This is a genomic window from Halorientalis brevis (genome assembly GCF_042678165.1).
In the GTDB taxonomy this organism is placed as follows: Archaea; Halobacteriota; Halobacteria; order Halobacteriales; family Haloarculaceae; genus Halorientalis; species Halorientalis brevis.
In genome coordinates this window covers 347,918-361,443 of sequence record NZ_JBHUDJ010000014.1, presented here as the reverse complement: position 1 = coordinate 361,443, position 13,526 = coordinate 347,918, and the positions used below count along the sequence as shown (strand labels likewise).

Annotated in this window: 13 protein-coding genes; 6 read left to right on the top strand and 7 right to left on the bottom strand. The window is 65.6% G+C overall.

The annotated features are described in order from the left end of the window. Positions 1-17: 17 nt before the first annotated feature. The 3 genes from ACFR9U_RS18355 to ACFR9U_RS18345 all read left to right on the top strand — a co-directional run bounded on the left by ACFR9U_RS18355 (position 18) and on the right by ACFR9U_RS18345 (position 2,486). On the top strand, positions 18-209 hold the full coding sequence (locus tag ACFR9U_RS18355; protein ID WP_247378596.1) for a 30S ribosomal protein S17e: 192 nt from the start codon (positions 18-20) through the stop codon (positions 207-209). A gap of 129 nt (positions 210-338) precedes the next feature. Further along, positions 339-1,376 (top strand): aspartate-semialdehyde dehydrogenase, encoded by a 1,038-nt coding sequence (gene asd, locus ACFR9U_RS18350; RefSeq protein WP_247378595.1) that lies wholly within the window; start codon positions 339-341, stop codon positions 1,374-1,376. Positions 1,377-1,667: 291 nt separating this feature from the next. Next, the gene (locus ACFR9U_RS18345; protein WP_247378594.1) at positions 1,668-2,486 is read left to right on the top strand and encodes a hypothetical protein; all 819 of its coding nucleotides are present in this window, start codon (positions 1,668-1,670) and stop codon (positions 2,484-2,486) included. 71 nt (positions 2,487-2,557) lie between these two features. On the opposite strand, the gene ACFR9U_RS18340 is transcribed toward ACFR9U_RS18345, so the two are convergent. Both ACFR9U_RS18340 and ACFR9U_RS18335 read right to left on the bottom strand, forming a co-directional pair. Further along, positions 2,558-4,402: a bacteriohemerythrin gene (locus ACFR9U_RS18340; protein WP_247378593.1), complete on the bottom strand. Its 1,845-nt coding sequence runs from the start codon at positions 4,400-4,402 to the stop codon at positions 2,558-2,560. Between the two features lie 76 nt (positions 4,403-4,478). Further along, entirely contained in the window at positions 4,479-5,714 is a 1,236-nt protein-coding gene (locus ACFR9U_RS18335; RefSeq protein WP_247378592.1) for a cation:proton antiporter, read from the bottom strand. A gap of 107 nt (positions 5,715-5,821) precedes the next feature. Here ACFR9U_RS18335 and ACFR9U_RS18330 point away from each other — a divergent pair, with 107 nt between their 5' ends. Then, entirely contained in the window at positions 5,822-6,196 is a 375-nt protein-coding gene (locus tag ACFR9U_RS18330) for a VOC family protein (RefSeq protein ID WP_247378591.1), read from the top strand. Between the two features lie 59 nt (positions 6,197-6,255). On the opposite strand, the gene ACFR9U_RS18325 is transcribed toward ACFR9U_RS18330, so the two are convergent. After that, positions 6,256-7,215 carry a D-2-hydroxyacid dehydrogenase gene (locus ACFR9U_RS18325; protein WP_247378590.1) on the bottom strand — a complete coding sequence of 320 codons (960 nt, stop codon included), beginning with the start codon at positions 7,213-7,215 and terminating at the stop codon, positions 6,256-6,258. A 191-nt stretch (positions 7,216-7,406) separates the two neighbouring features. Between ACFR9U_RS18325 and ACFR9U_RS18320 the strand changes: the two genes are divergently transcribed. Further along, entirely contained in the window at positions 7,407-8,765 is a 1,359-nt protein-coding gene (locus tag ACFR9U_RS18320) for an NAD(P)/FAD-dependent oxidoreductase (protein WP_247378589.1), read from the top strand. A 399-nt stretch (positions 8,766-9,164) separates the two neighbouring features. Here the strand turns inward: ACFR9U_RS18320 and ACFR9U_RS18315 are convergent, their stop codons facing one another. The 4 genes from ACFR9U_RS18315 to ACFR9U_RS18300 all read right to left on the bottom strand — a co-directional run bounded on the left by ACFR9U_RS18315 (position 9,165) and on the right by ACFR9U_RS18300 (position 12,535). Beyond that, on the bottom strand, positions 9,165-9,500 hold the full coding sequence (locus ACFR9U_RS18315; RefSeq protein ID WP_247378588.1) for a 2Fe-2S iron-sulfur cluster-binding protein: 336 nt from the start codon (positions 9,498-9,500) through the stop codon (positions 9,165-9,167). Next, a complete protein-coding gene (locus ACFR9U_RS18310) occupies positions 9,501-10,904 on the bottom strand; it encodes a selenium-binding family protein (protein ID WP_247378587.1) in 1,404 nt (467 codons plus the stop codon). A 273-nt stretch (positions 10,905-11,177) separates the two neighbouring features. Then, a complete protein-coding gene (locus tag ACFR9U_RS18305; RefSeq protein ID WP_247378586.1) occupies positions 11,178-11,909 on the bottom strand; it encodes a ZIP family metal transporter in 732 nt (243 codons plus the stop codon). Further along, positions 11,903-12,535: a glycosyltransferase family 2 protein gene (locus ACFR9U_RS18300; RefSeq protein ID WP_247378585.1), complete on the bottom strand. Its 633-nt coding sequence runs from the start codon at positions 12,533-12,535 to the stop codon at positions 11,903-11,905. The genes ACFR9U_RS18305 and ACFR9U_RS18300 overlap by 7 nt, the downstream gene beginning before the upstream one ends. 90 nt (positions 12,536-12,625) lie before the next feature. On the opposite strand from ACFR9U_RS18300, the gene ACFR9U_RS18295 reads away from it, so the two are divergent. Then, positions 12,626-13,510 carry an aldo/keto reductase gene (locus ACFR9U_RS18295; protein WP_247378584.1) on the top strand — a complete coding sequence of 295 codons (885 nt, stop codon included), beginning with the start codon at positions 12,626-12,628 and terminating at the stop codon, positions 13,508-13,510. Positions 13,511-13,526 lie beyond the last annotated feature (16 nt).

Genomic DNA, 13,526 nt, shown 5'->3' with positions numbered 1-13,526 from the left:
CGGGAGAAACAAAGCACATGGCAATCAAACCCGCATACGTCAAGAAGACCGGGACGATTCTGATGGAGCGCTACCCCGACGCCTTCGGTCACGACTTCGAGCACAACAAGGACGTCGTCGAGGAACTGACCAACATCGAGTCCAAGGGCGTTCGCAACCGCATCGCCGGCTACATCACTCGCAAAGAAGGCGCGCAGATCCCGGCCTGAACCGACGAGGAATCTCTCTTCTTCGTTCTCCGACCCGCCGAGCGACGGGAACGTGTCACCCCACTGTACGGCGAACTCAGCACGTATCCAAACCGTTTTGCATGGGGGACACAGACTGACCGAGTACCAATGACAGTACGCGTAGGCGTTCTCGGCGCCACCGGCGCAGTCGGACAGCGACTCATCCAGATGATCGACCCGCACCCGGACTTCGAGCTCGCGGCCCTGACCGCGAGTTCGTCCAGCGCGGGCAAATCTTACCGCGAGGCGGCCAAGTGGCGCGTCGAAACCCCCATCCCGGACGACGTCGCCGAGATGACCGTCGTCGCAACGGACCCCGACGAGGTCCCCGACGACGTCGACCTCCTCTTTTCCTCGCTGCCGTCCAGCGTCGGCGAAGACGTCGAACCGGCGTTCGTGGAAGACGGGTACGTCATGTCCTCGAACTCCTCGAACTTCCGGACCGACGACGACATCCCGCTCACCATCCCGGAGGTCAACCCGGACCACCTCGGCCTCATCGAGGTCCAGCGCGACGAGCGCGGCTGGGACGGCGCCATGATCAAGAACCCGAACTGCTCGACCATCACGATGGTCCCGCCGCTGGCGGCGCTCGACGAGGCGTTCGGACTGACCGACGTGCGCGTCTCGACGCTCCAGGCCGTCTCCGGCGCGGGCTACGACGGCGTCACCTCGATGGAGATCATCGACAACGCCATCCCGCACATCGGCGGCGAGGAGCAGAAGATGGAGACCGAGAGCCAGAAGCTCCTGGGCGAGTTCGACGGCGCCGAGGTCCAGTGGCACGACGCCGACGTCGCCGCCTCCTGTAACCGCATCCCGACGCTGGACGGCCACCTGGAGAACGTCTGGGCCGACACCGAGGAAGACATCACGACCGAGGACGCCGCCGAAGCCATGCGCGAGTACGAGAGCATCGACCTCCCGACCTCGCCCGACCAGCTCATCCACGTCTTCGAGGAGCCCGACCGCCCGCAGCCGCGCCTCGACCGGATGCGCGACGACGGGATGCAGGTCTCGGTCGGTGGGTTCCGCGAGACGACCGACGGCGTGCAGTTCAACTGTCTCGCCCACAACACGATGCGCGGCGCGGCCGGCGCCAGCCTGCTGAACGGCGAACTGCTGCTCGAAGAAGGCTACCTCTGAACGCCGGGACGGTACTCCCACCTCGCTGTTGTCGTTCCTTTTCGAAGGTGCGTTGGCGCAGATCGACGTCCGCGTCCCCGATAAGCTGGAGATACTGAACTCCTGAGTTGCGTCTTACCTGCCGTGTGCGCACCGAAGGAATCATGACCGGTTCCGCGTCCGATCCGACGGTCGTCGATCAGCCTGTGGGCTCCTCGTCGGATAAGCCACGTCTATTGTCAGGGTACCGTAGCGCTTCCGTCACAGATGTGCGCTTCTATTTATCAGACTGGTCGTGGACGTGGTGAACCGATGTCGAGGAAATCGTACGCAGTTCTCCTGGCCGTCGTCGTCGTCGCGACGGTGGGTGGCATGTATTTTCTGAACCAGCAACCCGCGACGAACGCGACGGGGACCCCGGCCCGTGACCCCGTCGACGGCGTCCAGCAAGCGAACGGCTCGATCGACGACCGACAGCAGTCCGAGCGGAAAGCCGGAGCGAAGCAGTCGGGCAGCGGATTGGATGCTGCCGGTCGGCAGGCGAACGGGCAGTTCGCAGTGACGAACATCTCGGCGCCCGGGCAGTTGAAGATGGGTGACACGATCGCTGTCGAGGCCACGATCGCGAATCTCGGGCAAGAGCCGACGACCCGAACCGCCCAGTACATACTCGCCGGGGAGCGCTACCAGGAACGGGCGGTGACGCTCGATCCCGACGAGTCGACGACGATTCGGTTCGAGCAAAACACCATGGGCATCGGTCTCGAAACCGGCGGGTACTACACCGGCGTTCTGGTCGGCGCTCACGGGGACATGTCACCGGTAACGTTCTACAAAGGGTACGACGTCGACAACATCGATTATCCGGACACCGTGACTGCCGGCGAGGAGTTCGTCATCGACGCCGAGGTGAAAAACTACAACCAGTTCGACGACGAGCAGGTCCTCGAATACAGACTCGACGGGGACGTGTTGGCCCGCAAATCGCTCGCACTGGAGAGCGACGAGGAGGTGACGACGTCGCTTCGAATCGACACCGCCGGGGTCGAGCCGGGAACGTACGTCCACGGGATCACCGCGAACGGGAGCGGGTCCCACGGAACCATCACCGTTGAGTCCGGCAACGGGTGAGTCACGACTGAGACCCTTCGAAGTGGCCCGGCACTGCCGCGGGTCGGCTCGGCTGCGTCGACGCTCGCTGCTTACCGCCCGTCGAGGCGGAGCGCCCCGTCGGCGTCGAACTCGCCTGCGTCGCCGGTGTGCAACCAGCCGTCGTGGAGGCTCCGCTTCGTGGCCTGCTCGTCCAGGCACCCCGCCGTGACGTTCGGGCCGCGAACCAACACCGTTCCCTCCTCGGAGCGGGCGAGTTCGGTTCCGGGCATCGGCCGCCCGACGCTGTCGATCTGGAACGAGTCGCCGTGGTTCAGCGTCGCCACGCCCGCCGATTCGACCGGCCCGTACAGTTCGCTCACGGGGACGCCGAAGCCGCGGAAGAAGTACTGGAGGTGGTCGTCGAGGCTGCCGACGCTGGCGAGGGCGTACTCGAGATCCCCGAGGCCGACCGCCTCGCGGAGCGGACCGAACACCAGCCGCTTTGCGGCCGAGTACTTCAGCGGCGTCCCGCTCCCGTCCAGCATGCCGCGCCCGTAGGACGCGACCCGTCCCGCGAGTTTGCGCTTCATCCAGCCGAGATCGCCGATGCGGTCCTGGAACTCGCCGTAGAGTTCCTGGTAGACCTGGGGGGTTCCGATCAGGACGGTCGGTTGGATCTCGGTGAGTTCGCTCACCACGTCGTCGGTCCCCACGTACGCGACGCCACCGCCTGCCTCCCAGAGGTAGTACGTCGCGACGCGCTGGTAGACGTGGGCGAGCGGGAGGATACAGGTTCCCGTCGCCCCCGGGTCGAGTGGCAACGACTCGGTCAGGGATGCCACGGCCGTGAGGAGGTTGCGGTGCGTGAGCTCACACCCGGACTGTTCGTCGGTCTCTGCGGCGTCGTAGACGATCGTCGCAACGTCGTCGGCGTCGGCCTCGAACCCGGGCAGCGTCCGTGCCGCTGCAGTCGGCAGCTCCTCGATCTGGATCACCGAGTCGACGGCTTCCTCGACCGCGACTGGGGTCTCCGGATCGGAGACGAGTCCCGCGACGTCGGCCGCCTCGACGACGTCGACGGCCCGTTCCGGGTCGAACCACTGATAGAGCGGGACCGAGACGAGACCCGCCATCTGACAGGCCAGATCGACGACCGACCACTCGTACTGGCTGGCCGCCTGGACGGCGAGGCGATCGCCGGGCGCGAACCCCGCGTCGAGGAGCCCGGCGGCGACCGCTCGCGCTCGCTCGTCGAGGTCCGCGAAGGTCCGCTCGACGTACTGGCCGTCCCGGGGGAGGAGAGCTGCCGTTCGCTCCCCGTATCGCTCGACGAGTCCGTCGAACCAGGCCGCCATCGGCCCGTCCGGAATGGAGAGGTCGCCGCCCTGGTACACGTCGCCTGCGACCGTGACGTCGAACTCGGCGTCCGAGCGGTCCTCGTCACTCGCGTCGGTGGCGTCGTCCCTCGCGGTCCGTCGGTCGCGCTTCAACTGGCCGGGGCTGTACTCGTAGTCCTCGATCTCCTCGCGGTAGTACTCGCCGTAGCTCTGGTCGACGTCGCTGGCGCCGATGTGTGAGTCCAGCCAGTCGCGGACGAACTGGAGCACTTCCACCGTGATGTGCTCGCCGTTCTCGTGTTTCTCGCGGAGTTCGCTCACCCGGTCGGCGAACTCCTCGTGCATCTCCCGGTGGTTGTAGAAGCAGTCGGCACAGTCCATGGCGTAGCCACAATCCTGCATGAACTCTTCCTCGTCACCGAAGTGGTACTCGGTGTACCGTTCGAGTTCCCGGAGGATGTCGCCGACTTTCTCCTCTGAGTGTCCCTCGTCCATCGCCGTGTGCAGGTCGTTCAGCAGCCCGAACAGCCGCTTGTGCTGCTCGTCGAACCGGTCGATGTCCACGCTGTACCGTTCGTCGTCCCACTCGGCGAACGCGTCCTGCGACGAGAGACCCATGCGCGAACGTTCCGTCGGAGACACGAAAAGGAGGGGACGGCGTTCTCGGTTCGTGAAAATGCGGGTTCGCCCTCAGTCACTCCGAACCGACGCCGATCGTCCGGATGACGGCGGGCATCAGCAGTCCCTGGATCACCGTTCCGAAGATGGCGACCCCGAAGACAGTCGCCTGAATCTCGTCGCGGTACGGGAAGGCCGGCGGGAGCGACAACGCCAGTGCGACCGGGACGACGGTGTGGAACCCGCCCCACACCATGAGATGTTGCCAGGACCGCGTGACTGGACTCGAACTGACGCGGTTCGAGACGGCGACGAGCGGATACACCGTCAGGCCGCGGACGGCGACGACGAGCACGGCCGCACCGACGACGAGGTGCCAGTACCGGAGGAACTGGCTGGGTTCGACCTGCGAGCCGATGAGCAGGTACAGCAGCGTACTGGCCAGAAACGCCGTGAACTCCCAGCTGTACTCCACGAACGTCTCCTGGGCGTCGATGCCCCCCCGAGACGACTCGTGTGGGACCATCACGAGTCCTGCGCCGACGACGGCGAGCACGCCGCTGACGCCGAGGAGTTCCTCGGCGACGAGAAACCCGCCGTAGGCGACGATGACCGTGAGGAGAACGACGCCCGACCGGTCGGTGAGACGCCGCTCGACCGCGTGCCCGATCGTCCCGACGAGCAGTCCGAAGAGGACGCCCCCGCCGCCGACCACCAGCACTGTGATTCCGACCGTCGCCAGACCGGACGGCGTGGTCAACTGCGCGAACGCCTGCTGTGGCGTCGCAGACGCCTGGTGGGTCGTGAGGACCGTCGAGAAGATGGCGATGGCGACGCCGTCGTTGAGGAGACTCTCCCCTTCGACCATCACTGAGAGGTCGGTCGCGACGTCCTGTTCTTCGAACACCGACAGCACCGCGGCGGGGTCCGTCGGCAACACGATCGTCGCGAACAGGACCGCGATCAGCGGGGGGAACCCCCAGCCGAGCGTCCCGACGGCGGCGAGCAACCCGATGGCGATCGGGAGGCCGACGACAGTCAGCAGCAGGATCGGGACGATGTCCTCGGTCATGTCGCGGATCGAAATCCCCAGTGCGCCGTCGAAGACGATGGCCGGGACGAACCCGACGAGGATGACGTCGGAACTGAGGCGAATCCCCAGGGGAACGTCCGTGATCGAGATGCCGAGTCCGACCGCGACGAGCAGCCCGGTGTACGAGAGCTGCCCTGCCCAGTCGACGACCAGGCGCACGGCGAACGCGACCGCAAAGAGCACGACGACGTTCCGGAGAAACAACTCGATCTCGCTCATCGCGGACAGGCGTGCTTCGGTCGGGGTGTGAATGAATCTTCGTCGGCTATCCCGCCGCGAGCCGATGCAGGTGATTTAAGCGGCCGACCGTCTGACAGTCGCCCGCAATGGACATTCTGCACACCTGCATGAACGTCTCGGACGCGGACGAACTCGCCGACTGGTACGTCGACCAGCTCGACTTCGAGCGCTCCTGGGAGTTCACCAGCGAGGACGGCGAGACGCGCAACGTCTACGTGGCCGACGGCAACGGCGTCGAGATCCAGCTCTCGGACACCGAGGGCGACGACGAGTTCGACTTCGGCACCGGCTGGGACCACCTCGCCCTCAAGGTCGACGACGTCGACGCAGCCTTCGAAGAGATCGACAACCACGGCGTCGAGAAGGAGCCGGCCGACCAGCCCGCCGCCGGCGCTCGCACGGCGTTCATCAAGGACCCCGACGGCCACGTCGTCGAACTGATCGAACCGCTGGACGACTGAGTTCCCGTCGCCCCGTGCTGTTTTCTGGCGGTCGGCAGGGTCGGTCTGTCCCCCGATGCTCACGTGACTTGGTTCCGGAGTCCCTCGTACTCGCCGGTCTCGACGATGCGGTCCACGTTCTCTGCGACGACTGCTGCCAGTCGATCGTGATACGCCGGGGTAAAGCCGGCGTTGTGCGGCGTGATCTGGACGTTCTCGAACCCCCAGAGCGGGTGGTCCTCCGGGAGCGGTTCCGGGTCGGTCACGTCGAGCGCGGCACCGCGGATGCGGTTGTGACGGAGCGCCGAGACCAGCGCGTCGGTGTCGACGATCTCGCCACGGGCGACGTTGACGACGACGGCGTCGGTGGGGAGCGTCTGCAACGCCGTCTCGTCGATGAGGCCTCTCGTGTCGATCGTCAGTGGACAACAGAGGACGAGGTACTCCGAGCGCGCCAGCGCTTCGTGGATGTCGCCGTACCCGAGGACCTTGTCGGTCGGTCCACCTTTCTCCGGGGAGTGACGGACCCCGATCGTGTCGACGTCGAACCCGTCCAGACGGTCCACGATGGCCTGACCGATGGCACCGAGGCCGACGATGCCGACCGTGCTTCCGGCGAAGTCGCTGGTCGGATAGGAACGCCATTCTCGCCGTTGCTTCCGACGCCACCCCTCGTCGAGACGGCGGGCGAACGTGAGACAGTACCCCAGCACCTGTTCGGCTACGTTCGGGCCGTGGACTCCCGACGCGGTCGTCACGGCGACGTCGTGGTCCCGAAGCTCGTCGAGCGGGAGGTGCCCGTAGCCGGCGTATGCGCAGGCGAACAATCGCAGGTCTTCTGCGGCGTCCAGCATCGACGGGTCGATGTCCGACCCGGTCGCGACGTCGGCGGTCTCCAGGAGTGCTCGCGCTCGGTCGGGCGTTTTGGCGACGCGAACCTGGTGGTCGGGCAACTGCTCTCGCAGCGCCGCCGCGTACTCCCCGGGCGGGAGCCCGTGGAACTTCTCACCCAGTACCACGATCTCGAGGCTGTCCGTCACTGGTCGTTCCCCCCGGGGCGGCCCGTTCCGCTTTGCATGCCCGTGTCCGCGGCCCCCGTCGGCAAAAAGGTACGCCAGGCTGTCCGACATGTGACACCATCGCGGGGCACTGACCGAAACGGGCGCCGCCCTCGTTTGCAGTCGCTACCCGGAATGGCAGGACTTTAACACCAGCACTGCGGGGTATCGGTATGGAACAGGTGGACGTGGCCATCGTCGGCGGCGGCCCGGCCGGGTCGTCCGCGGCCCGGGAGGCTGCCGCCCAGGGTGCCGACACAGTCGTATTCGAGAAGGGCGTTCCGCGTGCTGATCGCGACGGACTCGGACCGGATTCGACCGACGCAGCCGGCATGCTCGATTACTGGGTGGACATCATGGACATTCGCCCCTCCGAGATCCCGGACGACATCATTCTCAGCAAACTCGACGGGGCCCAGTTCCTCGGGCCGAACGAGGACATCACCATCCGCAGCACCGGCGTCTCCGCTCGCTATCCCGACTTCGGCTTTGCCTTCCATCGCGCGAAGTTCGACGACTGGCTCCGCGAGCGCGCCGAGGACGCCGGGGCGGAGTTCCGCGTCGGCGTCAGCGTCACCGACGTCGAAACGGACATGACCGGCGGCCACTCGCATCGCGTCGCACTCGCGGATGGCGAGGACGTCGAGGCGACCTATCTCATCCTCGCGGACGGCCCGCAGCGGACCATCACGACGGGCGTTCTGGACCAGTTCATGCCCCACGACCACAGCGTCAGCGAGTACCTCGGGCCGCGACAGGCCAACCACATCGCCTATCAGGAACACCGTCGCGTGCCGGAGGAACTGTTCGACCCGGAACTCATCAAGTTCTGGTGGGGCGTCATGCCCGGGCACACGGCTTACCCGTGGATCTTCCCGAACGACGACAACGTCGCACGCATCGGGTTGACGATGCCCATCGGGATGGACATCGACGACTACGACGCGAGCGAGTGGGCCCTGCTGCGCGAGGACGACACCGAGATTCCCCGCGGACAGGTCTACATCGAGCGCTTGCTCGAACGCGAGTTCCCCGAATACGACCTCGACGACTTCCCGATCGTCGAAGAACGCGGGAAAGCGAAGGGGACCGAGACCTACCCGATCTCGTCGACGCGCCCCATCGAATCCCCCACGAAAGCCGGCATCGCCGTGACCGGCGGCGCCATGGGCGCGACTTCGGCGTTCCACGAGGGCGGCGACCACGTCGCGGTCCGGACCGGGAAGATCGCCGGCCAACTCGCCGGCCAGGGCCGACTCGACAAGTACAACGCCAAGTGGCGGTCCGCGATCGGCGAAGAGGTCCGCCGGAACGTCTCGCTGGCGGACATGGTCCGAGACTGGGGACCGGCCCAGTGGGATCGGACCTTCGGCGTCGTCAGCGACATGCTCGACGGCGGGCACTACCGCCCGACGAAGGCCGTCACCGCGGGCGCGACCGGCCTCAAACTGCTCGCCGAGTACAAGGGCCGGAAGTTCTTCCTGCGGTCGGGTCGGTTCTGCCAGCTGCGCGAAGACGACTACTTGGTCTAGCGCGATACCCTTTTCTCCCGCTGGTTACTACGACTTCGTGCGTGCCTTTAGTCCCCGCCCGAGCACACCCGCCAGGGCGCGATGACAGCGCGGAGAACCCGGGCGCGCGACATCCGATAGGACTGGTCGCACTCACGCGACTCGTTTCGGTCGCGCTGACGCGCGACCCGATCCACGCTCGCGGCTGACGCCGCTCGCGTGTTCGGAGACTCTGAAGAGTCTCCCACCCGGCACGAGGGTTTCCCGACTGAGACGGGCACACAGCCCTGGATGATGTCGGTCGTTAGTGTTCCGGGTGTACATTTTGCGTACGTTACTCGGGAGAGGTAGTGCCGACGCCGCTCGCACACAGGTTCCAAGAATCGGTGCCAGTTACTTGCGGGTCCGGAACACGTGTTCTTACTTCCAGGGGGTGCCGATCACCTCGGCCTGAATCCCGTGGCCGACGCGCAGTCGGCAGTCTGATTTCGGCGTGGCGATACAGGGCAGGACGTATCCGGCGTCCAGCGAGCGCGCTTTCAACGCCCGTGGTGTCTTCTGGTGGCACAGCTCGCCGTCGAGACGTTCTGCAGTGCAGGTGCCACAGGCCCCGTACAGGCAGCCGTACGGAACGGCAACGTCGGCCCGCTCCGCTGCGTCGACGACGGTTTCACCGCTCTCGACGCGAATCGTCTCGGTCCGCCCGTCCGACCAGACGAGTTCGACGAGGTGGGTTGGTTCCGTCGTGGCGGCCATTCATCGCCAGACGTCGCTCGTGCAGTCGCCGCCCGGCCAGCGGATCTCGTGCGCGCGTGCGGGTCCGCCCGGCGCGTCGCCGAAGTCGACGAGGAACTCCTCGTCTAGTTCCATCCGCCCCTCGTCGGGGTAGACGTCGGCTTTGAGCATCAGCGACCCCTCTTCGGCGATCTCCGGGAAGAACTGATTGTCCCACGACGAGAACAGCGACGTCGTCCAGTAGAGCCGCTTCCCGTCTCGGGACAACTGGAGCATCTGCGGTGCGCCGCGGATCTCCTCGCCCTGCACCGTCTGTCGGTCGCCGAAGAGACCGCCGGCCCACACCTGGTCGACCAGTCGCGGGTTGGCGGCGTCGCTCACGTCGTACATCCGCACGTCACCGTGGAGCCAGTTCGAGAAGAACAGGTACTGGTCGTCCAGCGAGAGCAGGATGTCCGTAATGAGCGGTGGGACCGGCATGTCCCAGTCTTCGTGTTCGCGCGGCTCCTCGTCGATGACGACGTCCCAGTCCCACGCCCCGTCGGTTGTTTCGTAGAAGCGGATGATGTTCGAAGACAGCGCCGCCCCGACGTACCCCTGGGTCTCCTCGGGGTTGTGGCTCATCCGCACTTCGAGCGGGATCTGGCCCTGCTCGCCGAATTCGAGCGTCTGTACGTGCTCGCGGTCGTCCCACGACCAGATGTGAATGCTATTGCCGTACTTGCCCTCCTCGACGTCTTCGAGGTCGAAGCCCGGATAGTACGTGTTCGGCGCGGCCCACTCACTGGAGACGAGAACGTCGTGGCGGGGCTGGTACCAGTAGTCGTAGTTCATCTCCACGTCGCCGCGGTCGGCCTCCCAGTGACCGTCGATACTGAAGTCCTCCTGATCTAACTGGAGGAATCCACCGGGGAGTTCGCCCTCCGCGTCGCCGAGCATGCTGATGACGACCTTGCCGCCCGGCACGCAGTGGACAGTGTGTGGTGCCGAGAGGTCGTGCTCGAACACGTCTTCGGGTTCGATGACTGTCACCATCTCTGGGTCGCGCGGGTCCTCGGCGTCGATGACGTGGATGCGCGAGGACCGCTGGCCGGGGACGACCAGATACTGTCGGGAGAGCCCTTCGGCGTGACAGGACGACGAACAGGCGTTCCAGCCGAAGTGGTGGAGTTCGTCGCCTTTGTTGGGCATCTCGATCACGGTGATGAGTTCGCTGTAGGTGTCCGAGGTGGGGTCGAGGTCGACGACGCCGACGAAGTCCGGACCGTCGTTCTCCATGCCGACCCGTGGTGCCATCACGTAGGCCGTCTTCTCCCGGCCGCTCTCGGTCCGCATCGCGGCCGGCGTCGGATACCCCGGCCCCTCGACTTCGTGGTGTTCGTGACCTCTGTGCTCTTCTGCCGGAGCTGGTTCGTCGGTGCTCATTGTGTTCACACTCCATTTTAACACAATTAATAATTATGTCGCATAAGGTACGGAATCGGGACAGAAAGTTGCCTGGTACGCCAGTGATAGTCACGCGCTCGTGGAACAGTTCGGTCGTGAGTCGCTTCGTATCCGGTTGCGTGTCGGTGTGATTTTGGAGACGCGGTACGACGTCGCCGGCGTCGCGTGGGTCGTGCGGCCGGTCCGGATTCGGAACAGGGTCCTCTGAGACAGGTGTTCCGAGCTGTACAGTTCGACTGGTGGCCCCGTCTCTCATGCCGTCCGCGAGAACACGATGAACAGCGCCAGGACCACGCCGGCCACGAAGGCAAGCGTCGAGTGTTTCGTCTCGTAGGACTGGCCCTCCGGGAGCAGGTGGGCCGCGGACACGTAGAGCAGCACGCCGGACACGAAGCCGAGCACGAGGCCCAGGTCGCTGTCCCCCAGTCTGCTCACCAGCGGATAGGCGACGAACGCTCCGATCGGCGTCGTCAGCGCGGCGACGAAAAACGCGTAGAGCGCCGCCCGCCGCTCCGTCACGTTCCCTTCGAGCAAGACCAGATACGTGATGACGCCTTCGGCGAACTCGTGGACGACCAGTCCGATGCCTGCCAGAATCCCGGTCAGCAGCGAGATGCTGAACGTGACGGTGTACACGACGCCGTCGACCAGGGAGTGAATCCCGATTCCTTCCGCGGCGGTCACCCCGAACGCGAGAGTTTTCTCCCCGGTCCGATACGTGATGACCTTGTTCGAGAAGAACATGAAGAGGAACCCGGCCAGGGCGCTGTAGCCGGCGTCGGGACTTTTCGCGATCGCGTTCGGGAACGCGAGCAGCAACGGCGTCGAGATGAGGACGCCCGCGGCGAAACACAGGAAATACGGGAGGTTCTGTTCTGCCCACGACCGGTAGCGGAAGATCGTGAAGATCCCCGCGCCGTTGACGACGGCGGCGACGAGCGCGAACCCCGCGATCCAGACGAACGTCGACGTTACAGTCACCATGTCCGAGTATTCACCAGATGAGCCAGGACGTGGAAGAACTGTCGCCCGTGCTTCCAGGCGATGCCTCGGGGCTTCTGTACCGAACGCGTCTCGGAGTGCACTTCGCCGATTCGCGCCCCGTTCGCCGCTGCCTCCAGCACGAGCGTCCCGCAGGTACAGGCCGTATCCAGTTCCAGGTCGACCGCCAGCGAGCGACGCAGCGCGCGAAATCCCGTCCCGGAGTCCGTCACGTCGACTCGGAGCCGTGCCAACCGATTGAGCAGTCGCTCCGAGGGCCGCGGAATGGTGGTCCTGGCCCCGAGAACGAGGTCTAACTCGTCGTTCGCGATCGGCGCGACGAGTCGCTCGACGTCCGCTGGCTGGTGCTCCCCGTCGGCGTCGAACGTGACGACGATCTCCGCTGAAGCTTCCCGGAAGCCGCGTTTCAGCGCGGCAATGTACCCTTTGTTCGTCGGTTGCTCGATCACCGTAGCGCCGGCGCTGCGGGCCGCTTCGGCGGTGGCGTCGCTCGACCCGTCGTCCACGACGAGGACGCTGTACCCGTACTCCTCGACGAGTTCGTCGACTGTCCGACCGATGCGTCCGGCCTCGTTGTACGCCGGCACGACGACGGTGAAGCCTGTCACACGCGAGAATTCGGGACAGACCGACAGGAAGGTGTTGGTCTCGTAGCCGCCCGGACACACGCTTTTGTGCGCCGACCGTAAAGCCAGAGTATGGACACGCGTGCGCTGGGTGCGACCGGTCAGGACAGCACGATCATGACCTTCGGTGCGATCGCGCTCGACTACCTCGAACAGGAGGGCGCGAACCAACTGGTCGAACTCGTGCTCGACCACGGCGTCAATCACTTCGACGTCGCCCCCATGTACGGCGACGCGGAGCTCAAACTCGGACCGAAACTCCGTCAGCACCGGGAGGATATCTTCCTCGGCTGTAAGACCCAGGAACGAGAGTACGACGGCGCGAAACGCAAACTGGAGCAGTCGCTGAATCGCCTCGGCGTCGACCAGATCGACCTCTACCAGGTCCACGGGCTCGAGTACGAGCACGAACTGGAGACCATCACGGGCGAGGGCGGCGCGCTCGAAGCCTTCCGCGATGCGCAGGACGACGGGCTGATCGACCACATCGGCCTGACCAGCCACGGGAACCCGCAACTCATTCTCGACGCCCTCGATCGGATCGACGATCTCGAAACGGTGATGTTCCCGATGAATCCGGTCGTCGTCGGGAAAGACGACGCGGAGTACGACTACGAGGCCGTCCTCGAACGCGCGAACGAACTGAACGTGGGCACGCTCGGCATCAAGGCGTTCGCGAAGGGGCCGTGGCCCTCGACCGACGACCTCCCCGAGGGCGACCGTCCGTACGCCAACTGGTACGAGCCCGTCGGTACGCCCGCCGAGATCAGCGATCGGTTCGACTTCGCGGCTGCACAGGGGCTGACGAGCGTCGTCAGTCCCGGCGATCCGAAACTCGTGGCGATGGTTCTGGACGCGGCCGAACGCTACGACGGGATGGACGAACCGGCTCAGCGGTCGCTCGTCGAGCAGGCACGACACGATCAGAGCCCGGTCCCTGAACAACTGCACCACTGACCGAGGACGGGAGTCT